Raw genomic sequence first — 25,956 nt, 5'->3', positions numbered from 1 at the left:
GGATGGACATGCTCAACGCCCTCCCAGCGTCAACGCGACGCGGATCAGGCGGGATTCGGGAATCTCGGAATGCGCCAGCACCTTCAGGCGCGGCACGGAACGGCGGAAGAAGCGCGCCAGCGCCAGGCGCAGGCGGTCGGGCACGAGCAGCGCGGCGGGCTTGCCCACGGCATCCATCTTCTCGACCGCGGCCGCGGCTTCGCTCAGCAGGCGCTCGGCCAGGCCCGGCTCGATGGCGCCGATCTCGCCGGCCTTGGAGCTGATGGTCTGGAGTATGCGTTCCAGCTCGGGATCCAGCGCCAGCACGTCGACTTCGCCGTTGGCGCCGAAGATGCCCTGGGTGATGGCGCGCCCCAGCGCGACCCGCACGGCCCCCACCAGCTCGACCGGATCCTGGGTATGGACCGCGTGCTCGGACAAGGTCTCGACGATGGTGCCGAAGTCGCGGATGTGCACCCCTTCGTCCAGCAGCGATTGCAGGACCCGTTGCAGCGTGGCCATCGAGATCAGCTTGGGCACCAGGTCTTCCAGCAGCTTGGGCGTGCCGCGCGTGAAGTGGTCGCACAGCGCCTGCAGCTCGGCGCGGCCCAGCAGATCCGCCGCATGGTTGTGCAGGAGATGGGAAAGATGGGTGGCGATGACCGTACCGATGTCGACCACGGTATAGCCGGCCGCCTGCGCCGCCTCGCGCGCCGTGGCCTCGATCCACAGCGCCGGCAGCCCGAACGCCGGGTCCCGCGTGGGCGAGCCCGGGATCTCGCGCGTCACGCGGCCCGGATTGATGGCCAGGAAGCCGCCGGTCTGCACCTCGCCCTCGCCGATCGCCACGCCCTTGAGGGTGATGCGGTAGCCCCCGGGACGCAGTTCGAGGTTGTCACGGATGTGCACCGCCGCCGGCAGGAAGCCGACGTCCTGGGCGAACTTCTTGCGCAGGGCCTTGATGCGTTTCAGCAGATCGCCGTCGCCGGTCTTGTCCACCAGCGGGATGAGCCGGTAGCCGACCTCCAGCCCCACCGTGTCGACCTGGGTGACGTCGTCCCAGCTGGCCTCTTGCGCCTCGGCCGGCTCGTCCACCACGGGGGGCGCGGCGGCCGCCTCGGCCTGGCGCCGGCGCAGCCGCGCCATGCGCCAGGACAACCCGCCCAGGCCCGCCGCCAGGGTCAGGAACGCCAGATTGGGCATGCCCGGCACCAGGCCCAGCATGCCGATGATCGCGGCCGACAGGGCGATCGCCTGCGGCGTGCCGAGCAACTGCTTGCCCACCTCGGTGCCGATGTCCTCGCCCTCGCCCACCCGGGACACGATCAGGCCGGCGGCGATGGACACCAGCAGCGCCGGCACCTGCGCGACCAGGCCGTCGCCGATGGACAGCAGCACGTAGGCGCGTCCGGCTTCCGCGAAGCTCAGATCATGCTGGCCCACGCCGATCAACAGCCCGCCGATGATGTTCACGAACAGGATCAGGATGCCGGCGATGGCATCCCCGCGCACGAACTTCGAGGCGCCGTCCATCGCGCCGTAGAAATCGGCCTCCTGCGCCACGTCGGTACGGCGCTTGCGGGCGGTAGCCTCGTCGATCAGCCCGGCGTTCAGGTCGGCGTCGATTGCCATCTGCTTGCCCGGCATGGCATCCAGCGTGAAGCGGGCCGAGACCTCGGCGATGCGGCCCGCGCCCTTGGTGACCACGACGAAGTTGATGATGACCAGCACCAGGAACACGACCACGCCCACGGCGAAGTTGCCGCCCACCAGGAACTGCCCGAAGGCCTCGATCACCTTGCCCGCGGCGTCGGGACCGCTGTGCCCGTGCAGCAGCACCACCCGCGTGGACGCCACGTTCAGGGACAGGCGCAGCAGCGTGGTGACCAGGATCACGCTGGGAAAGACCGCGAAATCCAGCGGCCGCTTCGTGTAGGTAGCCACCATCAGCACCAGCAGCGAGATCGCGATGTTGAAGGTGAACAGCAGGTCCAGCATCAGCGGCGGCAGGGGCAGCAGCATCATTCCCAGCACGAGCAGGATGAAGGCCGGCATGCCCAGCTCGCGCAGCTGCGCCGAATTGAACTCCAACCCTCCCAGCTTCAGGCTGCGGCCGCTCATGCCCGGCCTCCGCGGCGCAGCGGCGCGTCATCCAGCGGGTCCCATCCCGCCGGGATCTCGACCGGCTGCAGCTCGGGAGGCGGCCCGGACACGTAGTCGCGCAACTGATAGACGTGGGCCAGCACCTGGGCCACGGCCCGGTACAGCGCCACCGGGACTTCCTGGTCGATGTCGGCATGGCGGTACAAGGCCCGGGCCAGCCTGGGACTCTCCAGCACGGCCACCTTGTGCTGTCCGGCCAGCTCTCGGATCCGCGCGGCAACCGCGTCCGCCCCCTTGGCCACCACGCGCGGCGCCCCCATCCTCTTGTCGTCGTACTTCAGCGCGACCGCATAGTGGGTCGGGTTGGTCACCACCACGTCGGCCGAGGGCACCGACTGCATCATGCGCGAGCGCGCCCGATCGCGCTGCAACTGGCGGATACGGCCCTTCACATGGGGATCGCCCTCGGTTTCCTTGTTCTCCTGCTTGGCCTCCTCGAAGGTCATGCGCAGGTTCTTGTGGTGGTTCCACCACTGCAGCGGCACGTCGGCCGCCGCGATCACGAACAGCGCGCCGGCCAGCACCAGCGCGTGATTGGACAGCATCCCGCCCAGTTCGGCCAGGGCGCGCGGCGGCGACGGCAGGACCAGCGCCAGCCAGCCCTGGGCGCCGTGCCAGACCAGCAGGCCGGCCACGCCGCCCAGCACCAGGACCTTGAGGATGGATTTGCCCAGCTCGCCCAGTCCGGCCAGGGAAAAGATGCGGCCAAAGCCCTTGAGCGGCGACAACCGGCTGAAATCGGGACCCAGCGCCTTGCCGGACAACACCAGTCCGCCCAGGCCGATCGAACCCAGGATGCCCGCGGCCATGCCGGCGGCCAGGATGGGGGAGATCGCCAGCAGCGCATCGGCCAGGGCCTCGTTCAGCGACTTGAGCAGCATGGCATCGTCGCGCGTGGTGGCGGCCGTGCCCGCTGCCGTGGTGAACGCGGTCTTCATCCAGGTCATCGCGCGATCGGCGATGCCCGCCCCCGCCATGGCCAGCACCGCCACGCAGGCGAAGGTCGCCACGGCACCCGACAGGTCGCGCGAACGCGCGACGCGCCCTTCCTCTCGGGCCTGGTCCAGCCGCCGCTGGGATGGCGCCAGGGTTTTTTCCTGACCGCTTTCCTGGTTATCTGCCACGGTATTCCGGATATCGACGAACACCGGCGCGCTATCGGCGCTCCGGGAGCCTTACGCCGGCCGGGCGCACGTGCGCCGCCCAGCCATGCAGGCGTATGGATTATTCGCGATAGCCCGCCCGGACAAAGCCCGAAACAGACACCGGAAAGCGACGCTACTCCCGCCCGGGGCGTGTGTGTCGGCGCCGGGGGGTCAAAACACCCCTTCGAGCAGTTGTTTCATTTCCAGGACCAGCACCAGCGTGCCGTCGCCGGACAGGGTGGCGCCGGCCACGCCCTTGGGATGGATGCCCTCCAGCGGCTTGATCATGACCTCGTCCTGGCCGATGAAACCATCCACGCCCAGGATCAGCTGGCGTTCGCCGTAGGCCAGGACAACGGCCAGCGATGGCGGTTCTTCGCGCTGGCGGCCGAGCAGGACGGCCAGGTCGATGACGGGCAGGATCTCGCCGCGTATGGTCAGGGCCTGGTTGCTGCCCACCGTGTGCATTTCCTCCTGGCGCAGCGGGATGATCTCGCGCACGACGGACAGCGGGATCGCGTAGGGCTGGTCCACCAGCTTGAGCATCAGCACGGGCAGGATGGCCAGCGTAAGCGGCAGCGAGATCACGATGTGCGATCCCATGCCCGGCGCGGACTGGATGTCGATCTGCCCCTTGAGCTTCTCGATGTTGGTCTTGACCACGTCCATGCCGACGCCCCGCCCCGACAGGTCGCTGACCTCGCTGCGGGTGGAGAACCCCGGCAGGAAGATCAGTTGCAGGCAATGGGCATTGTCCAGCACGGCGGCGTCTTCCGCGCTGATGACGCCCTTCTCGATGGCCTTGCGGCGGATGACGTCGGGATCCATGCCGCGGCCGTCGTCCGACACCTCGATCACGATGGAGTCACCCGTCTGGCGGGCCGACAGGTGCACCGTGCCACGCGCGGGCTTGCCCACCGAGCGGCGCTCGACCATGGTCTCGATGCCATGATCGACGGCGTTGCGGATCAGGTGCACCAGCGGATCGTTCAATTCGTCCAGGATGGTCTTGTCGACCTCGGTCTCGCCGCCGGTGATGTTCAGTTCCACGTCCTTGCCCAACTGGCGGGCCAGGTCGCGCGCCAGGCGGGAATACTTCTGGAACACCCGGCCGACCGGCTGCATGCGCGCCATCATGACGGCCGACTGCAGGTCGGAAACCAGCGTGTCCAACTGGCTGAAGACGGCATCCAGCGTCTCGGCCGCCGCGTCGTCCCGGCGGCTGGCGCCCAGGAGCGCGTCGCGCAGGCAGGACAGGCGGTTCTTGGTCAGGCCGATCTCGCCCGACAGGTTCAGGATCTGGTCGAAGCGCGCCGTGTCCACGCGTATCGTCGCGTCCTTGGCCACGGCCTGCGCGCCGCCCACGGGGGCCAGCATCTCGGGGCGATAAGGCCGCGACGACGCCGCCGCGCCGGCTTCCTGAACAACCGGGGCGGCCCCGGCCTCCATGCCGGGCGGATCGCCGAACGCCGCGCGGTAGTAGCCCAGCCAGTCCGGTTCGCCGTCGGCTTGCGCGGCGGGCGCCGCGGCATGGGCCAGCACGCGCGCGGCCTCGGCCGCGGCGCCCGCCGGCAGGGACTCCGTCCGCAGCGTGCTGGTGTCGACGGTCTCACCCTTGGCCGCGGCCTCCAGCGCGAGCAGCAGCCCGGCGGGTGCCGCCTCGGGCATCGCGCCGCGCTCCATTTCCGAGAACATGCGCCGCACCTCGCCGGTCGCCGCCAGGATCACGTCCATGATTTCCGGCGTGATGCGCAGCGAGCCGCCGCGCAGCAGGTCCAGCAGGTTCTCGCCCCGGTGGCACAGCTCCACCAGCGGCGTCGCCTCGAGGAACCCGGCTCCGCCCTTGACGGTGTGGAAGCCGCGGAACACCTGGTTGAGCAGGCCGGCGTCGTCGGGGCGCTGTTCCAGCTCGACCAGGCCGATATCGACGTCGTCGAGCAGGTCCGAGGCCTCGGTCAGGAAGTCGGCAAGCAGGTCCTGCATGTCGGAGAAGGCTGACACTCGTTTACTCGCTCAAAAGCCCAGGCTTTCCAGCAGATCGTCGACCTGCGCCTGGTTGGCCACCACGTCGTCGCGGCTGGAGGCATCGATGACGGGACCGTTCATCCATTCGCTCTGCGCGGCGTTGCGTTTGTCCGCAGGCGTGCTCTCGATCAGCAGCTTGACCAGTTCGTCCTCGAAGTCCTGGGCGAGCTTGAGCACCTTCTGGATGACCTGGCCGGTCAGGTCATGGAAATCCTGGGCCATCATGATGTCGGTCAGCAGCGCCTGGGTGGCGCGCGCGTCTTCCTGCGCGCGGTCCAGGAACGCGCTGGTGTCGGCCGCCACCTGCTTGAAGTCGTCGACCCCCAGCCGGCGATCGTAAAGTTCGCGCCACTGTCCGCTCAGGCGCGCGCCTTCCCGCTCCACGCCGTCCTGGATCTCCTGCCCCTTCTCGACGTTGGACAGGGCGCGCTCGGCGGCCTGGCCGGTCAGCCGCGCGATGTAGTCCAGGCGCTGGCGCGTGTCGGGCAGCGAATGGACGGCCTGCTCCACTTTCTGGTGGTAGCCCAGCTCGCGCAGCGCGTCGTGCAGCTGCCGGGTCAGCATGCCGACCCGCTGGTAGAACTCCGGCGACTGCTCGGACGCCGCTTCGCCCCCGCTCTCGGCCGCCTGCACGGCCGGAGCCGCGTCGGCCGCCGGTTCGGCATCGAGCCTGGCCAGGGTTTCGGACGAGATCTGGTCGAACAGCGCTTCGAGGTCTTCGGTATCGCCGGTATGGGCCATTACGTGCTCCCGCTCATTTTCTGGACGATCTTGGTCAGTTTCTCTTCCAGCGTCGCCTTGGTGAAGGGCTTGACGATGTAGCCGTTCGCTCCGATCTGGGCGGCCAGCACGATGTCTTCCTTCTTGGCCTCGGCCGTCACCAGCAGCACGGGCAGCTTCTTGAGCTGGTCGTCGGCGCGGATTTCGCGCAGCAGCTCGAAGCCGTTCATGTTCGGCATGTTGATGTCGCTGACCACGAAATTGAACAGGCCGCTGCGCAGCTTGCTCAGGGCGATCTGGCCGTCCTCGGCCTCGTCGGCGTTGTTGTAGCCGAGTTCCTTCAAGAGATTGCGGACGATGCGCCGCATCGTCGAGAAATCGTCGACGATAAGGAACTTCAAATCGTCAGGCTTCATTTGCTCCCTTTCTGGCCTTGATGTGTGTGAGTTGAGCGGCGATCATACTAGCCAGTTCCGAGGGGTGGAATTTCGCGACATAGGCATCGACGCCCACCTGCTGCCCGAGCTTCTTGTTGGCCACCGACGACAGCGACGAATGCATCACGACGGGAATCTTCGCGAAGCGGGGATCCGATTTGATATGGCGGGTCAGCACGTAGCCGTCCATCTCGGGCATCTCGGCGTCGACCAGGATCAGCCCCAGCATCAGGTCCAGCGGCAGCTTCTCCGCCTCGGCCCGGGCCGCGATGCCCTTGAGCTTGTCCCAGGCGTCGGCGCCGTTGGTGGCGTGCTGGTGCGGCAGCCCCATGCGATCCAGCACTTCCGTGATCTTCTTGCGCGCCAGCGAGGAATCGTCGGCGAAGAACACGTTCGCCTTGATGTCGGCGTCGACCTGCTGGATCTCGGACGGAATCTTGTCCTCGCCGATGACCGAGGCCAGGATCTGCTCGACATCCAGGATGGATACCAGCTTGCCGTCGGCCAGCTCGGTCAGCGCCGTCATGAACGAGGTGTTGTTCGAGGGCATGGACTGCGGCGACTTGACCTTGTCCCAGTCGATGCGCACGATGCGGTCCACGTCGGCCACCAGGAAAGCCTGGGTGTGGCTGGAGAACTCGGTGATCAGCAGCTTGGTGCGCGGCGCGTCGACCTGCATGTTGATGGTGGTGGCCAGGTCGATGACGGGCAGGATCGCGCCGCGCAGCGAAATGATGCCCTCCACCCCGCGCGGCACGTTCGGCGTCCGGGTGATCGGGATCGTCTCGCAGACCTCGCGCACCTTGAACACGTTGATGCCGAAGACCTCGCTGCCGCCCAGCGAGAACAGCAGCAGCTCCATCTTGTTGGAACCGGCCAGCCGGGCCTTCTCGTCCACCATTTCCATCAACCGATTGTCACCGGCACCCATAGCATCCTCCATACCGACCGGCCCAAGCCGGCCCAGTGATCATTGCGATTCGAGAGCGGACACCCGCAGCGGCGTCCCGTCGTTCAAGCTGCCGGGAATGGCAGGTACATCGACATAAACGCCGCCTTTCTTGAGAAATTCCTCGCTGCGCTTGTTCAGCACCACGATGCTGATGCGCCGGTTCTCGGCCGCCTTCACGTCGGCGCGGTTGAACGGCACGGAATCCGACAGCCCCACCACCCGCAGCGCCTTGCCCTCCTGCATCCCGGCCGTCAGCATCTCGCGCCGTGCCGCGTTGGCGCGGTCGGCCGACAGTTCCCAGTTGCTGTAGCCGCCATTGCCGCCGGCATACGGCGTCGAATCGGTGTGGCCGGAAATCGAGATCTTGTTCTCGACGCCGTTCAGCACGCGGGCCAGCTCATCCAGGATGACGCGGCTGTAGTCCTTGAGCACGGTCTTGCCGGTATCGAACATGGGCCGGTTCTTCTCGTCCACGATCTGGATTCGCAATCCTTCATCGGTGAAGTCCAGCAGGATCTGGTCCTTGAACTGCGTCAGCGTGGGCTGCGTGAAGATCAGGCTCTCGAGTTCCGACTTCAGGCCTTCGAGCTTGCGGCGCTCGCGCGCTTCCTGCTCCGCGTCGCTGGCGCGGCGCTGGGGCGTGATGCGGGGGCTCATGTGCTGGCCGCCCGTCAACACGCTGACCGGATCCCCCGCCACGCTGCCCGACGTGACCGCCACGCGCAGCGGCGTACGGAAATATTCGGAGATGCCTTCCAGGTCGGCCTGGGCCGAGGTCGTCAGCAGCCACATCAACAGGAAGAAGGCCATCATGGCGGTGACGAAGTCGGCATAGGCGATCTTCCACATGCCCGCGCCATGGGACTTGCCGGCCCGTTTGCGGGACCGCCTGATGATGATCGGCGCTGCGCCGTCCTTGCCTGCCATGATCGCGACTCCCTACCGTGCCGTCACGCCGCGGACTTGCCCCGCACCGTGTCTTCCAGCTCGCCGAACGTGGGACGCTCGGTCGAGAACAGCACCTTGCGGCCGAACTCCACGGCCAGCGCCGGCGCATAGCCGTTCAGGCTCGCCAGCAGGGCGACCTTGATGCATTCGAGTTGCTTGCTGCTTTCGCTTACCTTCTGCTCCAGCACCGAGGCCAGCGGACCGACAATGCCGTAGGCGAGCAGGATGCCGACGAAGGTGCCGACCAGCGCCGCCCCGATCTTGGCGCCCAGCACGGCTGGCGGCTCGCCCACCGACCCCATCACGTTGACCACGCCCATGACCGCGGCGACGATGCCGAAGGCCGGCAGTCCGTCGGCGATGCGCTGGATGGCGTGCGCCGGCACGCTGGCTTCCTGGTGATGGGTATCGATTTCCTGGTCCATCAGGGCTTCCAGCTCCAGCGGATTCAGGTTGCCGCTGACCATCAGCCGCAGGTAGTCGGTCACGAACTCGACCAGGTGTTCGTCGGCCAGCAGCGCGGGATACTTCTGGAACAGCGGACTGTTGTGCGGCTCCTCGACGTCGGCCTCGATGGACATCAGGCCCTCGCGCCGCACGCGGTTCAGGATCTCGTACAGCAGCGCCAGCAGGTCGAGGTAGCGCTGCTTGGTGAAGCGCGAACCGTGCAGCGTGGTCGGCAAGGCCCGCAAGGTCGCCCGCACCACCTTGCTGGAATTGCCGCAGACGAAGGCGCCCAGCGCCGCGCCGGCGATGATGATCAGTTCGAACGGCTGGAACAGCGCGCCCAGCGAGCCGCCATGCATGGCATATCCGCCCAGCACGGACGCCCCAACAATGATGTAGCCGATGATGACGAGCATGTAGATGTCCCCCCCTACGCGCTTCGCGCGCCCCCCAGGGGGCGATGCGGGTGGACCGGCGGAGCCGGATCCACCGCATCCTGGGTCTGGGCAGGGTCGATGCGGGCATCGGGAGCCTTGCCGGGCCAGGAATCTGGGGGACTGACTAGCGTGGGGCAATCGGGCTTCGTTGGCACATTGCGCGAAGCCATGAACGGGTTTTCGGCCGGCGAAAACAAAACTTGAGAGCGGAAGCTCCCGGGTCCGGCATCAGCGGGGGGCCGCCTTGGCGACTTCCGCATTGGCCGGACGCCGGGTCTTGCCGGCGCGGGACGGCATGTGGCAAAGCCCGCAGACGTACTGGTGGGCCAGCTCGAAGGTATGAGTGACGAATTGGCCGCCGCAACAGGTGCAAGCCGTCATGCCCAGCATGCCGGCGTCGAAGAACCGCGTCAGGCGCCATGCCCGCGTGATCGACAGGACCTCGGGCAGGCCCAGTTGGCCGATCTGCTCCCGGTACAGGCGGTAGGCGCGGATCAGCGCCTCGACCGCCGTCGCATCGTCCAGGCCCACCTGATGGCGGTGGATGTTCATGAACAGCGAGGCATGGACGTTGGGCTGCCAGGTCATGAACCAGTCGGTGGAGAACGGCAGCATGCCCTTGGGCGGCGATTTTCCGCGGATCTCGCGGTACAGGCGCAGGAGGCGCTCGCGCGACAGCTGCACTTCCGCCTCGAGCACCTGCAAGCGGGCATCGAGGCGGATCAATTCGGAGGCAATCTCGATCTGGCGCGCCTCGGACAGGACGCTTTTAGCGCGGACCATGCGGCCTCCTGATACTGCAGCAGGACATGACGCGGCTCAGGAAGCGGCCATCGCGGCGGTGCGTCCGGCCATCAGGATGGCGGCGTGGATGCGGGGGGAAACATCGTCGCGCTTGGGCGAAGACAGCAGGTTCCAGACCAGCGAGTCATCGAAGCGGAACCGGGCGAGCAGCATGCTCGAGCCGGCGATCTTCAGCAACTGGGCCGTGGTCAATGACGAAAGGATGTCGGCCACCTCGCTGGTGATGCCCAGGCGGTAGAGCGCCTCGCTGCGATCGACGCGCAACATCTGCTGGGCCAGCATCAGGTAGGTCAGATTGGCATCGCGGATCTCTTCACTCAGCCGGGACATGGGGGAAGATTCGGCCCCGGGAGCCGACACATCCACATCGACCACGTCGCAAACTTGGACCATCGCGATTCCTTTCAGGGTAACCCCGTAAAACGGGAGGTAAAGACAGAGCACCCCGGCCAGTCTTTTCCTCTGGCACAGGGACCAATTCAATATGTAAATTATTGGACACTTGTTACCAAATTGACATTGGAACCCCGCTGGAATTCGCGTCTGCTTAGGTAAACTTCGCGTGTAAGAATTTTTCTTACAAATTCTGTATCACTTGTTTCATTTGAACACGCAAATGCGAAATGCGATTCCACCCATCCAGCAGGCAGCACCCTGGGCCGGAAACGACCATGAATTGCTGGAAGCCGCGCTGGAATCGCTGCCCGTAGCCACCTGGGTCGTGGACCGGGACGGCCGGTATCGATACGTCTCCCAGGCCTACGCCGACCTGCTCGGCCTCCCCCGGGCCGCCGACTGCCTGGGCCGGGCCATGGAAGAACTCATGCCCCCGTCGATCGCGCGCGTACACGCGCTGCGCCATCGGCAATTGCTCGAGTCGCGCGCTCGCAAGCGCTTCGAGCAGATCTGGACCGTGAACGGCGAACCGCGCTGGTTCGAGATCCAGATGAGCTGCCTGTGCAACGACGAAGGCGAACCCATCGCCGTTTCCGGCTATGCGCAGGACGTCACGCAGCACATGGAACAACAGGAAAGCGCCCGCCGCATCCAGAACGAACTGGAGAAGCGGGTCGCCCAGCGCACCCATCTGCTAAGCGTGATCAACGAGGAACTGGAAGCCTTCTCGTACTCGGTCTCGCATGACCTGCGCGCGCCGCTGCGGCAGATCGCGGGCTTCGCCGGGCTGCTCGAGCGCGGGCTGGCCAGCCGGCCGGACGAGGCCGACACCACGTACCTGCGGCACATCGTGGACAACGCGCAGCGCATGGAAGCGCTGATCGGCGACCTGCTGCAACTGGCCCGCATCAACCAGAGCAGCCTGCTCAAGGGCCAGGTGGACCTGGCGGCCCTCGCGCGCGAGGTCCTGGCCGACCTGCGCCACAGCCAGCCCGACCGCCAGGTCGAGGAGGAACTCCCCACCTCCGCCCTGGCCGAATGCGATGCCGGACTGATGCGCATCGTGCTGGACAACCTGCTGGGCAATGCGTGGAAATTCACCGGCGGACGCGCCGGGGCGCACATCCAGTTCGGCAGCCTGCTGCGCGGCAACAGCACCATCTATTTCGTGCGCGACAACGGCGCCGGCTTCGATTCGCAGAACGCCGAACGCATGTTCGGCGCCTTCCAGCGCTTCCATCGCGCCAGCGACTTTCCCGGCACGGGCATCGGCCTGGCCACCGTCCGCCGCATCATCAACCGCCACGGCGGACAGATCTGGGCCGAAAGCGCGCCCGGACAGGGCGCGACCTTCTACTTCACGCTGGAAACGCCGGCCTGAAACCCCACCCGGCGGCGCCCGCAATCGGACCGTCGCGGCGAAACTTTAGCGGTATTTTTTTCCATCCCGCCGCCTTCCCCGCCTAAAGTTTTCAAATCACCACCCCGTTAATTGCCTCAACGCGGCCACGCCGGCACTGCATGCAGCCTGCGATGGCCCTGGCGCAATTGCGGAAGGACCTCCAGCCGCGGATGCATCGTCGGGCCCCCAGGGCCCCTCCTGAAACACCATATGACTCACCCTCACGGAGATAGGTCATGGCACAAGTCATCAACACCAACATCGCTTCGCTGAACGCGCAGCGCAACCTGAACAGCTCGCAGAGCGCCGTCAACACCGCCCTGCAGCGCCTGTCGACCGGCCTGCGCATCAACAGCGCCAAGGACGACGCCGCCGGCCTGGCCATTTCCGAGCGCATGAGCACGCAGATCAACGGCCTGAACCAGGCCGTGCGCAACGCCAACGACGGCATCTCGCTGGCGCAGACCGCCGAAGGCGCGCTGAGCCAGATCGGCACCAACCTGCAGCGCATCCGCACGCTGGCCGTGCAGTCGGCCAACTCGACCAACTCGGCCGACGACCGCGCCTCGCTGCAGAAGGAAGTGGCCGAGCTGACCGCCGAAATCGACCGCGTCGCCCGCGACACCGACTTCAACGGCACCAAGCTGCTGGACGGCTCGTTCGCCGCCCAGAAGTTCCAGGTCGGCGCCAATGCCGGTCAGACCATCACCATCAGCAACATCGCCGACGCCAAGGCCTCGACGCTGGGCCAGTACAACGGCTTCAACGCGACCAACCTGTCGATCGGCACCGCCAGCGACACCGCCGCGGCGCAGACCGTCACCATCGGCTCGGCCGGCACGTTCGACCTCGGCAGCATCGCCAACGACGCCAAGGCCATCGCCAACGCGCTGAACACCCAGGGCATCGCCGGCCTGAACGTCACCGCGAACGCCACGGAAGTCACGGGCACGTCGACCGTCACGACCTCGACCGCCGGCACCGCCAGCTTCACGCTGAACGGCCTGACGATCAACCTGACCGCCACCACCAACGCCGCGACCAACCGCGAAAACGCCCTGACCGCGATCAACGCGCAATCGGCCACCACCGGCGTGCGCGCCACCGACACCGGCTCGGGCCTGAAGCTCGAAGCCGCCGACGGCCGCAACGTCACGATCGGCGCCCTGACGCTGGGCACCGCCGTCGCCACCACGCTGTCCGACTTCGGCCTGGCCGCCGCCGGCACCACGGGCGCTTCGCTGAACGTCTCGTACAAGGCCCCCACCGGCGTGACCGGCTCGATCAGCAGCACCGGCGCCTTCGCACTGACCGGCACGATCACCCAGACCGGCACCGCGCTGAACGCTATCGACATCTCGACCGTCGCCGGCGCCTCCAACGCCCTGTCCGCCCTGGACGCCGCCCTGTCCACCGTCAGCGACGCGCGTGCCTCGCTGGGCGCGATCCAGAACCGCTTCACCTCGGTCGTCTCCAGCCTGGAAACCACCTCGGAGAACCTGTCCTCGTCGCGCAGCCGCATCCAGGACGCCGACTTCGCCTCGGAAACCGCCTCGCTCACCCGCGGCCAGATCCTGCAGCAGGCCGGCACCGCAATGCTGGCGCAAGCCAACTCGCTGCCCAACAACGTGCTGACGCTGCTCCGCGGCTAAGCATTGCGGCATTTCCGCCGGCGTCCTTCCGGCGGATCTTCCCCACCCCGCCTTGCGCCGGGTGGGGATTTTTTTGCCATGCCACTCCTACTCAAGTTTCCCTTCCCTGGCCCGTTAATCCACGTATCGCCCCCCTATCGCCACGGAACCTTCATGAGCATCCACGCCATCGATACCGCCGCCGACCTGCGCAGCCTGCCGGCCGCCGCCGCGTCGGCCGCCCGGCCCATCGCGCCCGCTGGCTCGACCAACCTGCTCGATCCGTCGCTGCCGGCGACGGCCCAGGTCCCGGACGTGGGGGAATTGCGGGCCGCGGTCGACGCCTTCAACCGCTTCGTCCCGCTGGCGGCCCACAACCTGACGTTCAGCATCGACGACGACAGCGGCAAGGTCGTGGTCAAGGTGGTCGACGGCGACACTCAGGACGTGATCCGGCAGATCCCGTCCGAGGAAGCGCTGGCGCTCAGCCGCTCGCTGGACCAGATCAAGGGCGCCCTGTTCAGCCGCAAGGCCTGAACCCGCCCGCCAACCCGATACCAGGAATACTCCATGGCTAGCGTAGGATCCGCCCTTGGCGTGGGCTCCGGCCTCGAACTGTCCACCCTGCTGAGCAACCTGATGGCGGCCGAGAAGGTGCCGCTCACCAAGCTGCAGGCCCAGGCCACCTCGGCCCAGACCAAGATCTCGGCCCTGGGCCAGCTCAAGAGTTCGCTGTCTTCGCTGCTGACGGCCGCCGCGGGCCTGACGCCGGAAAAATTCACCGGCCTGGTCGGCAGTTCGTCGGACGCCTCGGTCGCCTTCATCACGGCCGACAACCAGGCCGGCAAGATCAGCCACAAACTCGACGTCACCTCGCTGGCCCTGGCCGAGAAGGCCGTCAGCGGCGCGCTGGCGAATGATGCGCAATTGAACACCGGCACCCTGACCTTCACGCTGGGCAAGGTCGAGAACGGCAGCTTCGTCGCCGGCGAAGCCGAAGCCAAGTCCGTCGTCATCGATACCACCAACAATACGATGTCCGGCCTGCGCGACGCCATCAACAAGGCGGAAATCGGCGTCACGGCCTCGCTGGTCACCGACGGCACCGGATCGCGGCTGGTGCTCACGTCCACCACCACCGGCGCGGCCAACGCCTTCCAGGTCACCAGTTCGGATTCGGGCACCGGCGGCACCCGGTCGCTCGATTTCTTCGACTACGACCCGGCCACCGCGCCGTCCTATTCCAGCGGCGGCTCGCCCGCCGGCATGAGCCGGCTGCAGGCCGGCGCCGACGCGCAGTTCAAGCTGGACGGCATGGAAGTCACCAGCGCCACCAATACCGTCACCTCGGTGCTCGACGGCGTCACGATCACGCTGCAGAAATCCGGCACCACGACCATCGCCACCAACCCGTCGCCCAGCGGCGGCGCGGCGGCGCTGCAATCGCTGGTCACCGCTTATAACTCCTTCCTGAACGTGGCCGCGGCGCTGTCGGCCAACGCGCCCAGCGAAACCCGGGGCAAGGCCGGCGCCACCGGGCCACTGGCAGGCGACGGCCTGGTGCGCGACCTGACCGCGCGCATGCGCAATGAAGTCTTCTCGCCCTTGCCGGGCGCCACCGGCCCCTACACGACGCTGGCCTCGCTGGGCGTGGGCTTCGACCAGGACGGCGCGCTGACGCTGGACACCGACAAGTTCAACAAGGCCATGGCCGCCGACCCGAACGCCGTGTCCCGGCTGTTCACCCCCAAGCCTTTCGGCGAAGACTCGCAAAGCCTGGTCGAGCGCTTCACCGCCCAACTGTCGCCTTATACCGACAGCAAGGGCGTGATCGACAGCCGCACCGACGGCCTGAAAAGCACGATCAAGACGCTGGAGACCCAGCAGAGCCAGATGAGCAATCGCCTGGAACAGATCGAGGCGCGCTACCGCCAGCAGTTCACGGCGCTCGATTCGCTGCTGACTCAGCTCAACAACACCGGCAGCTTCCTGACCCAGCAGATCGAGGCGCTGAAGAACCTCAACAAGTAACGCGGCCGGCGCACAAGAGGGAACTCCGCGGTTTTGCCGCGCCAATTCCCGCTTTAAGTCCATCGCGCCAGGCCGTTAAATCCGTCAGGGCTGCCGTGCACGCGGCATGCCGCTACGCGTTCAGCAGGAGTCGCACGTGTCGGGATTCGGAAATTTCGGGGCCAGGGCCTATGTCAGCGTCGGGGTGGAGACCGGGGTATCCAGCTCCAGTCCGCACGCGTTGATCCTGATGTTGTACGACGGCGCGCTGGAGTCGCTGCGCAAGGCCATCGGCTGCATCGAGGCCAACGACCCCCTTGGCAAGACCCGGGCGCTCAGCCGCGCCACGCGCATCCTGGACGAAGGACTGCGCGCCAGCCTGGACCACAAGGCCGGCGGCGACCTGGCCAACCAGTTGAACGCCCTGTACGACTACATGCTCCGGCGGACGATGCAGGCCGGCATCGACAACGATCCCGCCCCCATCCTGGAAAGCGTCCGCCTGCTGGACGGACTGCGCGAAGCCTGGGCGTCGATCCAGGCCGACAGCCAGGTTGCCGCCTGATGATGGCGAGCCAGGATACCGGCATGGCGCCCGACCCCGAGCAACTGCCCGCGCTCTACGGCCGGCTGGCCGAGATCAGCCGCGCGATGCTGGCCGCGGCGCAACGGGGCGACTGGGATGCCGTCACGGCCAGCGAATCGGCCTGCGCCGAGCTCGTGGGACAATTGCGCCGCCGCCCCATCGAGACCTGCCCGCCCGCCGAGCGCGAAACCTGCATGCACCTGATACGCGAAATCCTTGCCAACGACGCCGCCACGCGCAACATCGCGGAGCCGTGGATGCGGGAGCTGGAACATATATTGCGACCCCGGCGCCACGCCTTCGGCGCGCAGATGTACCGCTGAAGGGGCAGGCGCTTGGTAGCGGATACCCGCCAGACGCAGCCTGTCAGCGGCGTCTCCCCCATCCAGAGCTGGGAGCGCTATCGCGAGGATGCCCGCGAGGCGGTGCTGGCGCGGCTCTTGAACGTATCCGGCGGCAACGCGGCGGGCGGCGCGCGCCCATCCGGCTCGGCGGGACTGCCGCACGGGCTGGTGCGGGCGACCGTGCTTCAGGCCAACAGCGATACCGAGGCGCTGGTCAACATCGCCGGCAAGCCCTACCTGATCAATACCCGCCAGGCGCTGAGCCCGGGCGTGACCGTGGTGCTGCGGCTGCTGGACGACCGCACCTTCCTGCACGGCCAGGACAGTGGCCGGATCGGCGGCCCGCGCTTGCCGGGCGAAGGCGGTGGAGGTCGTGGACCAGGCATCCAGGCGCCCGCCACGGCCGATGCCGAGGCGGCTTCCCCCGACGTGGCCACGCGGGCGATGCGCGGAGTCTCGCCCGTCCCCATGCCGTCGCTGGCCGAGCTCAAGCTCGAGACCGGCGACACCAAGGTGATGCTGAGCGGCTCGGCCCGCCTGCTGCTCGCGCTGGTCGACGAGACGGGCGGGACGCAGCGCAGCGTGCCCCTGGACGCCCTGCGCATTCCGGCCGGCACGCTGCCTGACGAGGCCGCGCGCCAGATCCGGCAAGCCGTGCAGCAGTCCGGACTGTTCTACGAAGCCCACCTGCAGGAATGGCGCGAAGGTCGCCTGCCCATCGAAGCGTTGCGCGCCGAGCCGCAGGCGGCGCTTTCGCCCGCTCCCCAGGCCCGCGACCTGGCACCCTCGGCCGGCGCCCCGGCGCCCGCGGCGGAACCCGCCACGCCCGAGCAAAGCGCGGCCAAGGGCCTGCAAGCGGCCCTGGCCGCCATCCCAGCCGACGTGCGCCAGGTCGTGCACGACCAGATCGCCGCGCTGGCCAGCGGCCGCCTGTTCCTGCAAGGCGCCTGGGCGGAACAGCCTTTCACCCTGGAAATCGAGCCGGACGAAGGCCAGGGCGCCGATGCCGGCCTGCCGCGGACCTGGCGCGTCCGCATCTCGGTCCAGACCCGCCATCTGGGCACCATGCAGGTGGACGTCGCGCTGGACGGTACCGACACCCGCATCGCCATCCAGCCCGACACCCGGACACTGCGCGGCCAGCGCCTGCGCGACCTGCAAGCCCGCCTGACCGCCGGCGGCCTGGACCTGCAACAGGCGCTCGATGGCCAGGGCCTGCGCATGTCCGACTTCAGGATCGCCACGGCCTCCCGCTCGCCGGCCCGCACATGACCCAATTCCCCGCCGATCCGCCCGCCGACGATCCGCTCGACCCCAAGCGCATCCAGGCGGTGGCGCTACGCTACGAAAAAGAACGCAAGACGCCCATCGTGGTCGCCAAGGGCAGCGGCGCAATCGCCGAGGAAATCCTGCGGCGCGCCAAGGAAGCGGGCGTGTTCGTGCACAGCTCGCGCGAACTGATCGACCTGCTGATGAAAGTGGACCTAGACGCCCGCATCCCGCCCTCGTTGTACGTGGCGGTGGCGGAGGTGCTGGCGTGGGTGTACAGGCAGGACGAAGAAGCGGGCGCCGGTCCGGACGGACGCTAGACGCCAGCCCGGCTCAGACCTGCATGTTCATGACTTCGTTGTAGGCGGCGATCACGCGGTTGCGCGCCTGCGCCAGCATCTGGAACGACAGGCTGGCCTTGTTCATGGCGATCATCGTGGTTTCCAGGCCGACCTCGGGATCGCCCTGCTGGTAGGCCTTCTGGACTGCGCTGGCCTCGGACTGAGCCTGCTGCACGCCCTGGATCGCATCGACCAGGGCGTTGGCGAACGAGGCCGGCGCCGCGCCGGCAGCCGCGCCACCGCCCATCAGGGCATCGGGCCGCGACAGCATCTGCGCCGCGCGCGCCATGCCGGTCGAGCCGGCCTGCCCGGCGGAAGAGGCGAGCACGTCCTGGATGCGGTCCATATGCGGTTTCCCGTGGGCGGTTCTGTGGAGCCTGGGATAGTAGCCGCGGCGGGAAGGATCCAGACCGGGAAGTACCGGGGCAAAACCCGTCTATTCCTTCCTTGGTTGTGACATTCTGCATCAAATAATACAAGCCCTGGGAAATGGGACGCCTGGTCGCCCCTTCTTTCTTATCTGGCATTCAACGCCCCGCTTCATTACATGGCCGACGACACGCAGAACCCACCCGCCGCCGGGGCCTCACACGGTAACAAGCTCCTGGAGTCGTTCGGCAGGCTGCCCACCCGCCACCGGCTCGCCCTGCTGATCGGCATTCCCATGCTCGTGGCCATCGTGGTCGCCGCGCTGCTGTGGAGCCGCGATCCGGACTATCGCGTCCTGTTCAGCGGCCTGTCCGACCAGGACGGCGGAACCATCGTTGCCGCGCTGCAACAGCAGAAGATTCCCTACCGGGTCGCCGACGGCGGCAGCGTCATCCTGGTCGCGCCCGACCAGGTCCACGAGGTGCGGCTGCGCCTGGCTTCCCAGGGGCTGCCTCGCGCCGGCAACGTCGGCTTCGAGCTGATGGACAACAGCCGCCTGGGTCTCACCCAGTTCCAGGAGCAGGTCAACTACCAGCGCGCGCTGGAAGGCGAGCTGGCCCGCTCGATCCAGAGCCTGGGCACCGTCAAGAGCGCGCGAGTCCACCTGGCCATCCCCAAGCCCAGCATCTTCATGCGCGAACAGAACCGGCCCACCGCGTCCGTGCTGGTGCAGATGCTGCCCGGCCGCGTGCTGGAACGCGGCCAGGTCGCCGGCATCGTCCACCTGGTCTCCTCGTCGGTGCCCGAGCTGGCGCCCGGCGCGGTCAGCGTGGTGGACCAGACCGGCACCCTGCTGTCGGCCAACGACACCGACCCGAACGGCCTGGATGCCACGCAGCTCGAATACCTGCGCACGCTGGAGCGCCAGTACACCCGCCGCATCTCCGAACTGATCTCGCCCATCGTCGGCGCCCAGAACCTGCGCGCGCAGGTCGCGATCGACCTGGACTTCAGCCGGCACGAGCAGACCGACGAGATCTATCGACCCAACGGCGCTTCGCCCGACCAGGCGGCCATCCGCAGCCGGCAAAGCTCGGAGTCGCACGAACCGGCGCTGGGCATGGACGGCGGCGTACCGGGCACGCTCAGCAACACGCCGCCCGGGGTCGCCATCGCCCCCACGACCGGCGGCGCCGCCACCAACCCGCCCGCGCCGGGCACGCAGGCCCAACCTCCCGCGCAGAACGTGAAGCGGGCCGACACCACCAACTACGAGCTCGACAAGACCGTGCGCTACGTGCGCGAACCCGTGGGCCGCGTCAAGCGCCTGTCGGCCGCCGTGGTCGTCAACCATCGCACCAGCGTGGTCAAGGGCGAGACGGTCAGCACGCCGCTCAGCGATGCCGAACTGGCGCAGATCAAGGCGCTGGTCAACGAAGCCGTCGGCTTCGATGCGCAGCGCCGCGATTCGGTGTCGGTCATCAGCATCCCGTTCAACGAAGCCGCCGCCGAAGCCGCCTCCGAGCCGGCGTTCTGGCAACAGCCGGAGTTCGTCAACCTGGCACGCGACATAGGCGTGGCGCTGGTCCTTGCGCTGGCGGTGCTGTACCTGATCATCGGCGTGATCCGCCCCGCCATCAAGCAGCTGACCACGCCCCCGCCGCCGCCCGAACCCGCCTTTGCCGCCGCCGGCCCCGCGATGATGGCCGAGGCCCCGGTCGATACCGCCGAGGAACAACCGGAAGATCCGCTGGAGAAGGTCCGCCGCTTCGCCCGGGAGAACCCGCAGGTCGTGGCCACGGTCATTCGGCAGTGGGTGAACGATGTGTAGCCCTGTATCTGCCCCCCCCTACGCGCTGACGCGCGCCCCCCAGGGGGCGATGCGGGTGGACCGGCGGAGCCGGATCCACCGCATCCTGGGTCCGGGTCGAGTTTCTTGGATTGTTGCGTCGGCGCTGTCGCTGGCTGCGGCGGGTGCAACGAAGTGATATGCCGATGATGAACGTAGTCAATACCGAACCCGACCAGGGAGTGGCCGATGGGGCGATCCTGTTGTTGTCGCTGGGCGAGGAAGAGGCGGCCGAGGTGCTGAAGTATCTGTCGCCGCGCGAGGTGCAGAAGCTGGGTACGGCAATGGCCGGAATGCAGGGGATCCCGCGCGAGGCCATGGACCAGGTGATCCAGCGCTTCGAGACGGACATCGGCGCGCACACGGGGCTGGGCGCCGATGCCGACGCCTATCTGCGCAACGTGCTGACCAAGGCGCTGGGCGCGGACAAGGCCGGGTTCCTGCTGGACCGCATCCTGCACACCGGCGATACCTCGGGCATCGAAAGCCTGAAGTGGATGGACCCGGCCAGCGTGGCCGAACTGATCCGCCACGAGCATCCCCAGATCATCGCATCGATCCTGGTGCACCTGGAAGCGGACCAATCGGCCGCGGTAATCAACTACCTGACCGAGCGCGTGCGCGCCGACGTGCTGCTGCGCATCGCCACGCTGGACGGCATCCAGCCGGCCGCGCTGCGGGAGCTGAACGACGTGCTGCTGAAGATGCTGTCGGGCAACGAGCAGATCAAGCGCCGCAAGCTGGGCGGGGTCAAGACCGCCGCCGACATCCTCAACTACGTGGGCTCGTCGTCCGAAAACCAGATCCTGTCCATCGTCAAGCAGGTCGACACGGAACTGGCGCAGCGCATCATCGACGAGATGTTCACCTTCGAGAACCTCATCGACGCCGACGACCGCGGCATGCAGCTGCTGCTGCGCGAAGTCACGCCCGACTCGCTCATCCTCGCGCTCAAGGGTGCCAGCACCGAGCTGCGCGCCAAGGTGTTCCGCTGCATGCCGGCACGCGCCGCGCAGCAGCTGCGCGAAGACCTGGACGTGCGCGGCCCGGTCAAGATTTCCGAGGTCGAGGCGCAGCAGAAGGAAATCCTGAAGGTCGCGCGCCGCCTGACCGAGTCCGGCGACCTGGCCATCAACGGCATGGGCGAGGAACAATATGTCTGAGCCGCTGCTGGGCGCCCGCCGCATCCTGCGCGCCGACGAGGGCCGCAACCTGCCCGTCTGGCGCCTGGACACTTTCGGCGATGCGTCCATGCAGGGCGAGGCCCGGCGCCGGCCGCAGACGCCGGAGGAAAAGCGCGCGATCGAAACGGCGCTGGCCGCCGCGCAGGAGGCCGACCGCCGCGCTCGCGAGGACGCCGCTCGGCGCGAAACCGCGACGCCGGAGCCCGCCGTGGCCGAAGCGGCCCCGCGTCCCGTCGTTCCCGTACCGGCCGTCGATCCGGCCGAGGTCGAACGCATCAAGACGGCGGCCTTCGATGAAGGCTATGCGGCGGGCTACGACCATGGCAGCGCCGCGGCGCGGCGCGAGGCCGAGCATTTGCAGGCGATGGCGCGGACCGCCTCGGACGTGTTCAACCGCTTCGAGACCGGCCTGGCGCCCCAACTGCTGGAACTGGCCGCCGAGATCGCGCGCCAGGTCATCCAGCGCGAACTGGCCCTGGACAACAACGTGATCCTGGCGGTGGTGCGCGACGCCTTCAACCAGCTCATCGGCGGCGAAACCGGCAAGCAACTGCTGCTGCACCCGTCCGACGTGCAACTGGTGCGCGCCCACCTGGGCGAGGAACTCGAACTGGGGCAATGGAAGATCGTCGAGGATGCCGGCGTCGAGGCCGGCGGCTGCCGGATATCCACCCAGCAATCCGATATCGACGCGACCCTGGGTACGCGCTGGAAGCGCACCCTGGCCACGCTGGGGCAGGACAGCCCGTGGAGCGACGAGCGTGCATGACGCCACCGCCAGCCTGGCCCGCTTCGTCCAAGGCTGCACCGCCCGCGTGCGCACGGCGGCGCCCGTGGCCGCATCGGGACGCCTGACGCGCGTGGCCGGCCTGGTCATGGAGGCCGTGGGCCTGAAACTGCCGGTGGGCAGCACCTGCCGGATCATGCAGGCCCACGGCCGCGCCGCCGAAGCCGAAGTGGTGGGCTTCAACGGCGAACGGCTGTTCCTGATGCCCTCCAGCGAGGTGCATGGCCTGACGGCGGGATCGCTGGTCATGCCGCTGGAGCCGCAGCGCGCCGCCCCCGCCTATCCGCCGGCCGACGCCGCCGCCGGATCGGACCTGCCGGCCGAGGAAATCACCAAGCACCTGCCCGTCGGCGACGCGCTGCTGGGGCGCGTGGTGGACGGCGCCGGGCATCCGCTCGACCGCCTGGGCCCGATCACCTCCGCCCAGCGCGCGCCGCTGGCCGCGCGGCCGGTCAACCCCATCGAACGCCAGCCCATCGAGCGCCCCCTGGACGTGGGCGTACGCGCCATCAATGCCATGCTGACGGTGGGGCGAGGACAGCGCATGGGCCTGTTCGCCGGTTCCGGAGTCGGCAAGAGCGTGCTGCTGGGCATGATGGCGCGCTACACCGAGGCCGACGTGACCGTGGTGGGCCTGATCGGCGAACGCGGCCGCGAGGTCAAGGAATTCATCGACCACATTCTCGGCCCGGAGGGGTTGGCGCGATCGGTCGTCGTCGCGGCGCCCGCCGATGCCGCGCCGCTGATGCGCCTGCAGGGTGCCGCCTACGCCACGGTGCTGGCCGAGCATTTCCGCGACCAGGGCAAGAACGTGCTGCTGATCATGGATTCGCTCACGCGCTACGCGATGGCGCAGCGCGAGATCGCACTGGCCATCGGCGAGCCGCCCGCCACCAAGGGCTACCCGCCGTCGGTGTTCGCCAAGCTGCCCGCGCTGGTCGAACGCGCGGGCAACGGCACGCACGGCGCCGGCTCGATCACCGCGTTCTACACGGTCCTGACCGAAGGCGACGACCAGCAGGATCCGATCGCCGATTCGGCCCGCGCCATCCTGGACGGCCACATCGTGCTCAACCGGACGCTGGCCGACACCGGCCACTATCCCGCGATCGACATCGAGCAATCGATCTCGCGGGCCATGCACAACATCGTCGATGCTCAGCAGCAGCGCCATGCGCGCACGCTGAAAAAACTGTTCTCGCGCTACCAGCGCTCGCGCGACCTGATCCAGGTGGGCGCCTACGTGCCGGGCACCGACCCCGAACTCGACCAGGCCATCTCCGCGCACGCCACCATCGGCAATTTCCTGCAGCAGGACATGCAGGACCGCGCGCCCTATGCCGACAGCCTGACCCTGATGACCGCCATCGCCGAACACTTCGGCGCCGGCACCTGATCCGCCCCAGAGGCCCGCCATGACGTCCACCACCACGCTCGCCACGCTGATCGAACTTGCGGAAGGCCGCAAGAACAAGGCCGCCCAGGAGTTCGCCCAGGCCGCCGCGGCACACTCGCGTGCCCGCGAGCGCCTGGTGCTGATCGAGAACTACCGGTCGGACTACGAATCGCGCATGCGCAACCAGACCGGCATCGGCCTGGACGGCACGCTGGTCGGCAACTACGCCCGCTTCATCCAGCAACTGACCGAGGCCGTCGAACAGCAGGCGCAGGAGGTCGAGCGCTGCACCGGCCACATGAACGCGATGCGGGCGGTGTTCTTCGACGAGGAACGCAAGCTCAAGTCCCTGGAAATCCTGGCCCAGCGGGAAACCCAGCGCCAGGAATCGACCGAGGCCAGGCGCGTGCAGAAGCAGATCGACGAATTCGCCAGCCGCCGCCACTACGGCACCCCGACGGGATACGCGATATGAACGCGCTTCCCGTCTCGTTCGCCCAACCCGCCGTTCCGCCCTCGCCCGCTCCGGCCGGATCCGGCGACGGCGCGCCTGGCGGCCGTCCCTTCGAGGACATGCTCGCGGCGGCGTCCCGGCCTCCGGAATCCACCAGGACCGACACCCCGGCGCAGGCCGAAGCGACGGATGCCGAGGCGCCCAGCGGCCAGGACGGCGCCGATCCCACGGTTGCACCGGACCAGCCCTGGCTGTCGCAGTGGGCCAGCTACCTCGCGCCGCCCGCCGCCTCGTCCGTGGACACGGCCCTTGCGCCGGACGGCGCCGCCGATGCCGGCGCTGCCCTGGCCCCGGCAGCCGTACCGGCATCCGCGACCCCGGCGGATGCTCTCGTCCTGCCGCCCGCCGTGGCCGAACAGGAGGCCGTCGCCCTGGCGACACCCCCGGCCGCCGGCGTGACCGCGCGCCCCACCGCCGCGACGCCCGCCTCCGGCACGGCCCCGGACTCCGCCGGCCGGCGCACGGACCGGATTGCGCCCACGGCTCGCGCCCAGCCGCCGGCGGCTTCCCAGCCGGCCGCCGTGGAGCCCGTTCCCCACGAAGCATCCGCCGGCCCCGCCGGGGTGCTGCAGGCCTCCGCCACGGTTCCGGTCAACGCCCCGCCGTCCCACCACGCGCCGGCGCCCCCGGTCCGCGGCGAAGCCCCCACCGTGCCGGGCGCGCCAGTGCCGCTGCACGCTGGCGCCTTGCAGGATCGCATCGACACGGCCTTGCGCTGGATGGCCGGGGGCAACCTGCAAACCGCGCAGTTGCGCGTCGATCCCGAGGCGCTGGGTCCGATCACGATCCACCTGCGCCTGGACGGCGACGCCGCCAGCGTGGTGTTCGGAAGCAACCACGAATCTACGCGCCAGGCGCTGGAGAATACGCTGGCCGGCCTCAAGGACGCGCTGGCCGCCAACGGCCTGAGCCTGGGCCAGGCTTCGGTCGGCAGCGAGCAGCAGAGCGGCTTCCTGGCCGCCCGCCAGTTCGCCGGACGCGAGGCGCCCGCGGACCGCGCGCCGTCCACCGGCACCGACGCCTCCAGCCCTGTCGCGGGTGCGGCCGTCCCCGCCGTCCGCGCCACGTCCTCGGGCAACGGCATGGTCGACCTGTACGCATGACACCGGCATCGGCCGGCCAACTGCAGGATTTCCCCTGCTGTTCGACCGATCATTGCCGGCCCGTGTCTGGATAATGCAACCTGGGGACAGTTCGCTGCCCTTTCCCACCGACTCCGGAGATGTTGTTCATGGCCGAGGCCATTGTTCCTGTGAAACGCGCCCGCACCTGGATTTTCGTGCTGGGCGGACTCGTACTGCTGGTCGTGATCGCGGCCATGGCCGCGCTGCTGCTCGTCCACAACAAGCAACTGGCCAACTTCGAGACCTACAGCTACGCCGGATCGCAACAGGGAGACGACGCCTCCCAGCCCGCATCCCCCGCCGCGCCGGCCGCCGCCGCGCCCGCGAGCTCGGGCAAGCACGTCTTCACGGCCCTGGACCTGTTCACCGCCAACCTGGCCGAACGCGACAACGACCGCTTCGCGCAGGTAGGCGTCGTGATCGAAGTGGGCGACGCCAAGGCGGGCGCCGCCCTGACCTCGGTCATTCCCCCCATCCGCAGCGAAATCCTTCTGCTGCTGAGCGCCAAGTCCGCCGACGAACTGCTCAGCCTGAAGGGCAAGCAGGCCCTGGCCGCGCAGATCCTCGACATCGCGCGCAAATACATCGCGCCGGAGTTCCGCACCAGCGTCTATGCCGCGCACTTCTCCAGTTTCGTGATCCAGTAGATCCTGTTGCGCCGTGACGCCGATGACGCATCCCCACGACGCCGCCCGGA

General features: G+C 68.2%; 26 protein-coding genes. 15 read left to right on the top strand and 11 right to left on the bottom strand.

What is annotated here, in order from left to right; translation table 11 throughout:
• Positions 1-12: 12 nt before the first annotated feature.
• From flhA to flhD, 10 genes are all read right to left on the bottom strand, one after another.
• The gene (gene flhA / locus WKR98_RS24245; protein ID WP_341434882.1) at positions 13-2,100 is read right to left on the bottom strand and encodes a flagellar biosynthesis protein FlhA; all 2,088 of its coding nucleotides are present in this window, start codon (positions 2,098-2,100) and stop codon (positions 13-15) included.
• On the bottom strand, positions 2,097-3,266 hold the full coding sequence (gene flhB / locus WKR98_RS24240; RefSeq protein ID WP_161567860.1) for a flagellar biosynthesis protein FlhB: 1,170 nt from the start codon (positions 3,264-3,266) through the stop codon (positions 2,097-2,099). The genes flhA and flhB overlap by 4 nt, the downstream gene beginning before the upstream one ends.
• Before the next feature lie 192 nt (positions 3,267-3,458).
• Positions 3,459-5,288, bottom strand: coding sequence for a chemotaxis protein CheA (locus tag WKR98_RS24235; RefSeq protein ID WP_124690223.1), 1,830 nt, complete (start codon positions 5,286-5,288; stop codon positions 3,459-3,461).
• Between the two features lie 12 nt (positions 5,289-5,300).
• Positions 5,301-6,053 carry a protein phosphatase CheZ gene (locus WKR98_RS24230; RefSeq protein WP_124690224.1) on the bottom strand — a complete coding sequence of 251 codons (753 nt, stop codon included), beginning with the start codon at positions 6,051-6,053 and terminating at the stop codon, positions 5,301-5,303.
• Positions 6,053-6,448: a chemotaxis response regulator CheY gene (gene cheY / locus WKR98_RS24225; RefSeq protein WP_087841488.1), complete on the bottom strand. Its 396-nt coding sequence runs from the start codon at positions 6,446-6,448 to the stop codon at positions 6,053-6,055. Before cheY ends, WKR98_RS24230 begins: the two co-directional genes overlap by 1 nt.
• Positions 6,438-7,400 carry a chemotaxis protein gene (locus tag WKR98_RS24220; RefSeq protein WP_124690225.1) on the bottom strand — a complete coding sequence of 321 codons (963 nt, stop codon included), beginning with the start codon at positions 7,398-7,400 and terminating at the stop codon, positions 6,438-6,440. Before WKR98_RS24220 ends, cheY begins: the two co-directional genes overlap by 11 nt.
• 39 nt (positions 7,401-7,439) lie before the next feature.
• Entirely contained in the window at positions 7,440-8,348 is a 909-nt protein-coding gene (motB, locus tag WKR98_RS24215; RefSeq protein WP_341434881.1) for a flagellar motor protein MotB, read from the bottom strand.
• Between the two features lie 23 nt (positions 8,349-8,371).
• Positions 8,372-9,232, bottom strand: coding sequence for a flagellar motor stator protein MotA (motA, locus tag WKR98_RS24210; RefSeq protein ID WP_124690227.1), 861 nt, complete (start codon positions 9,230-9,232; stop codon positions 8,372-8,374).
• Between the two features lie 249 nt (positions 9,233-9,481).
• Positions 9,482-10,036 (bottom strand): flagellar transcriptional regulator FlhC, encoded by a 555-nt coding sequence (gene flhC / locus WKR98_RS24205; RefSeq protein ID WP_124690228.1) that lies wholly within the window; start codon positions 10,034-10,036, stop codon positions 9,482-9,484.
• 36 nt (positions 10,037-10,072) lie between these two features.
• Positions 10,073-10,387: a flagellar transcriptional regulator FlhD gene (flhD, locus tag WKR98_RS24200; RefSeq protein WP_087841533.1), complete on the bottom strand. Its 315-nt coding sequence runs from the start codon at positions 10,385-10,387 to the stop codon at positions 10,073-10,075.
• Between the two features lie 286 nt (positions 10,388-10,673).
• On the opposite strand from flhD, the gene WKR98_RS24195 reads away from it, so the two are divergent.
• From WKR98_RS24195 to WKR98_RS24160, 8 genes are all read left to right on the top strand, one after another.
• The gene (locus tag WKR98_RS24195) at positions 10,674-11,834 is read left to right on the top strand and encodes a sensor histidine kinase (protein ID WP_341434880.1); all 1,161 of its coding nucleotides are present in this window, start codon (positions 10,674-10,676) and stop codon (positions 11,832-11,834) included.
• A 257-nt stretch (positions 11,835-12,091) separates the two neighbouring features.
• A complete protein-coding gene (locus WKR98_RS24190) occupies positions 12,092-13,507 on the top strand; it encodes a flagellin N-terminal helical domain-containing protein (RefSeq protein WP_341434879.1) in 1,416 nt (471 codons plus the stop codon).
• A 153-nt stretch (positions 13,508-13,660) separates the two neighbouring features.
• A complete protein-coding gene (locus tag WKR98_RS24185; protein ID WP_124690231.1) occupies positions 13,661-14,023 on the top strand; it encodes a flagellar protein FlaG in 363 nt (120 codons plus the stop codon).
• A gap of 33 nt (positions 14,024-14,056) precedes the next feature.
• Positions 14,057-15,517: a flagellar filament capping protein FliD gene (fliD, locus tag WKR98_RS24180; protein WP_341434878.1), complete on the top strand. Its 1,461-nt coding sequence runs from the start codon at positions 14,057-14,059 to the stop codon at positions 15,515-15,517.
• Between the two features lie 136 nt (positions 15,518-15,653).
• Complete coding sequence (gene fliS / locus WKR98_RS24175) at positions 15,654-16,061, top strand: flagellar export chaperone FliS (protein ID WP_161567861.1); 408 nt, start codon at positions 15,654-15,656, stop codon at positions 16,059-16,061.
• A gap of 23 nt (positions 16,062-16,084) precedes the next feature.
• Entirely contained in the window at positions 16,085-16,405 is a 321-nt protein-coding gene (locus WKR98_RS24170; protein WP_161567862.1) for a flagellar protein FliT, read from the top strand.
• Between the two features lie 12 nt (positions 16,406-16,417).
• The gene (locus tag WKR98_RS24165) at positions 16,418-17,698 is read left to right on the top strand and encodes a flagellar hook-length control protein FliK (protein WP_124690235.1); all 1,281 of its coding nucleotides are present in this window, start codon (positions 16,418-16,420) and stop codon (positions 17,696-17,698) included.
• A complete protein-coding gene (locus WKR98_RS24160; RefSeq protein ID WP_124690236.1) occupies positions 17,695-18,015 on the top strand; it encodes an EscU/YscU/HrcU family type III secretion system export apparatus switch protein in 321 nt (106 codons plus the stop codon). Before WKR98_RS24165 ends, WKR98_RS24160 begins: the two co-directional genes overlap by 4 nt.
• Positions 18,016-18,028: 13 nt before the next feature.
• Here the strand turns inward: WKR98_RS24160 and fliE are convergent, their stop codons facing one another.
• Positions 18,029-18,382, bottom strand: coding sequence for a flagellar hook-basal body complex protein FliE (gene fliE, locus WKR98_RS24155; RefSeq protein WP_124690237.1), 354 nt, complete (start codon positions 18,380-18,382; stop codon positions 18,029-18,031).
• A 201-nt stretch (positions 18,383-18,583) separates the two neighbouring features.
• On the opposite strand from fliE, the gene fliF reads away from it, so the two are divergent.
• From fliF to WKR98_RS24120, 7 genes are all read left to right on the top strand, one after another.
• Positions 18,584-20,236: a flagellar basal-body MS-ring/collar protein FliF gene (gene fliF, locus WKR98_RS24150; protein ID WP_124690238.1), complete on the top strand. Its 1,653-nt coding sequence runs from the start codon at positions 18,584-18,586 to the stop codon at positions 20,234-20,236.
• Positions 20,237-20,400: 164 nt separating this feature from the next.
• A complete protein-coding gene (gene fliG / locus WKR98_RS24145; RefSeq protein ID WP_370282439.1) occupies positions 20,401-21,417 on the top strand; it encodes a flagellar motor switch protein FliG in 1,017 nt (338 codons plus the stop codon).
• Positions 21,410-22,207 (top strand): flagellar assembly protein FliH, encoded by a 798-nt coding sequence (locus WKR98_RS24140; protein WP_341434877.1) that lies wholly within the window; start codon positions 21,410-21,412, stop codon positions 22,205-22,207. Before fliG ends, WKR98_RS24140 begins: the two co-directional genes overlap by 8 nt.
• Complete coding sequence (gene fliI, locus WKR98_RS24135; RefSeq protein WP_445936155.1) at positions 22,200-23,621, top strand: flagellar protein export ATPase FliI; 1,422 nt, start codon at positions 22,200-22,202, stop codon at positions 23,619-23,621. The genes WKR98_RS24140 and fliI overlap by 8 nt, the downstream gene beginning before the upstream one ends.
• 19 nt (positions 23,622-23,640) lie before the next feature.
• A complete protein-coding gene (gene fliJ, locus WKR98_RS24130; protein ID WP_341434876.1) occupies positions 23,641-24,096 on the top strand; it encodes a flagellar export protein FliJ in 456 nt (151 codons plus the stop codon).
• Complete coding sequence (locus tag WKR98_RS24125) at positions 24,093-25,238, top strand: flagellar hook-length control protein FliK (RefSeq protein ID WP_341434875.1); 1,146 nt, start codon at positions 24,093-24,095, stop codon at positions 25,236-25,238. The genes fliJ and WKR98_RS24125 overlap by 4 nt, the downstream gene beginning before the upstream one ends.
• 128 nt (positions 25,239-25,366) lie before the next feature.
• Positions 25,367-25,906, top strand: a complete 540-nt coding sequence (locus tag WKR98_RS24120; protein ID WP_161567863.1) for a flagellar basal body-associated FliL family protein — start codon at positions 25,367-25,369, stop codon at positions 25,904-25,906.
• The last annotated feature ends 50 nt before the right edge of the window (positions 25,907-25,956 follow it).

The sequence above is a fragment of the Pigmentiphaga sp. YJ18 genome (genome assembly GCF_038066655.1).
Lineage (GTDB): Bacteria > Pseudomonadota > Gammaproteobacteria > Burkholderiales > Burkholderiaceae_B > Pigmentiphaga.
Note: the sequence above shows the minus strand (reverse complement) of the source record. Positions and strands in the feature narration are given on the sequence as shown.

Bases quoted from the DNA above. Each gene is read 5' to 3' on its own strand.
- flhA (WP_341434882.1), bottom strand. From the start codon at position 2,100: ATGAGCGGCCGCAGCCTGAAGCTGGGAGGGTTGGAGTTCAATTCGGCG.
- WKR98_RS24230 (WP_124690224.1), bottom strand. From the start codon at position 6,053: ATGGCCCATACCGGCGATACCGAAGACCTCGAAGCGCTGTTCGACCAG.
- cheY (WP_087841488.1), bottom strand. From the start codon at position 6,448: ATGAAGCCTGACGATTTGAAGTTCCTTATCGTCGACGATTTCTCGACG.
- WKR98_RS24220 (WP_124690225.1), bottom strand. From the start codon at position 7,400: ATGGGTGCCGGTGACAATCGGTTGATGGAAATGGTGGACGAGAAGGCC.
- motB (WP_341434881.1), bottom strand. From the start codon at position 8,348: ATGGCAGGCAAGGACGGCGCAGCGCCGATCATCATCAGGCGGTCCCGC.
- motA (WP_124690227.1), bottom strand. From the start codon at position 9,232: ATGCTCGTCATCATCGGCTACATCATTGTTGGGGCGTCCGTGCTGGGC.
- flhC (WP_124690228.1), bottom strand. From the start codon at position 10,036: ATGGTCCGCGCTAAAAGCGTCCTGTCCGAGGCGCGCCAGATCGAGATT.
- flhD (WP_087841533.1), bottom strand. From the start codon at position 10,387: ATGTCCCGGCTGAGTGAAGAGATCCGCGATGCCAATCTGACCTACCTG.
- WKR98_RS24195 (WP_341434880.1), top strand. From the start codon at position 10,674: ATGCGAAATGCGATTCCACCCATCCAGCAGGCAGCACCCTGGGCCGGA.
- WKR98_RS24190 (WP_341434879.1), top strand. From the start codon at position 12,092: ATGGCACAAGTCATCAACACCAACATCGCTTCGCTGAACGCGCAGCGC.
- WKR98_RS24185 (WP_124690231.1), top strand. From the start codon at position 13,661: ATGAGCATCCACGCCATCGATACCGCCGCCGACCTGCGCAGCCTGCCG.
- fliD (WP_341434878.1), top strand. From the start codon at position 14,057: ATGGCTAGCGTAGGATCCGCCCTTGGCGTGGGCTCCGGCCTCGAACTG.
- WKR98_RS24170 (WP_161567862.1), top strand. From the start codon at position 16,085: ATGGCGCCCGACCCCGAGCAACTGCCCGCGCTCTACGGCCGGCTGGCC.
- WKR98_RS24160 (WP_124690236.1), top strand. From the start codon at position 17,695: ATGACCCAATTCCCCGCCGATCCGCCCGCCGACGATCCGCTCGACCCC.
- fliE (WP_124690237.1), bottom strand. From the start codon at position 18,382: ATGGACCGCATCCAGGACGTGCTCGCCTCTTCCGCCGGGCAGGCCGGC.
- fliF (WP_124690238.1), top strand. From the start codon at position 18,584: ATGGCCGACGACACGCAGAACCCACCCGCCGCCGGGGCCTCACACGGT.
- fliG (WP_370282439.1), top strand. From the start codon at position 20,401: ATGATGAACGTAGTCAATACCGAACCCGACCAGGGAGTGGCCGATGGG.
- WKR98_RS24140 (WP_341434877.1), top strand. From the start codon at position 21,410: ATGTCTGAGCCGCTGCTGGGCGCCCGCCGCATCCTGCGCGCCGACGAG.
- fliJ (WP_341434876.1), top strand. From the start codon at position 23,641: ATGACGTCCACCACCACGCTCGCCACGCTGATCGAACTTGCGGAAGGC.
- WKR98_RS24125 (WP_341434875.1), top strand. From the start codon at position 24,093: ATGAACGCGCTTCCCGTCTCGTTCGCCCAACCCGCCGTTCCGCCCTCG.
- WKR98_RS24120 (WP_161567863.1), top strand. From the start codon at position 25,367: ATGGCCGAGGCCATTGTTCCTGTGAAACGCGCCCGCACCTGGATTTTC.